A 362-nucleotide genomic window follows, 5' to 3' on the forward strand; every position below is an offset into this window, starting at 1 on the left:
CGCTGCCGGCAGCCGGTGCGGGCGCGATGCCCGAAGGATTGGCGCCAGCCGGATCGGTTGCCGCCGCCGGCGGGGCCGCGGCGGTTTCCAGGGCAGACACGCGGGTGTCCAGCTTGCTCAGGTGGTTCTGGTTTTCCTCGGTCGCGGCGGTCACCTGGCGCAGTTGCGCTTCCACCGCATCGAGGCGGGACAGCACATCGGTGAGCGGGGTCGTCGCCACCGTGGGCACGGCCGGCGTGGGGGCCGGCGCCGTGGGCGTGATTTCCGGACCAAAGGCGCGGCCGGCGCCATCGGGAAACACCTTGCGCTGCAAGGCGCGGATTTCTGCCTCCAGCCGGCGCAGCCGGGCTTCGGTGGTTTCG

At 72.7% G+C, this 362-nt stretch carries 1 pseudogene; it reads right to left on the bottom strand.

The window, feature by feature from the left end:
* Positions 1-362 (bottom strand): annotated as a pseudogene (locus tag H926_RS27315) (hypothetical protein); the annotation flags it as partial.

It is taken from the genome of Novosphingobium sp. B-7, assembly GCF_000410615.1.
Taxonomy (GTDB): Bacteria; Pseudomonadota; Alphaproteobacteria; order Sphingomonadales; family Sphingomonadaceae; genus Novosphingobium; species Novosphingobium capsulatum.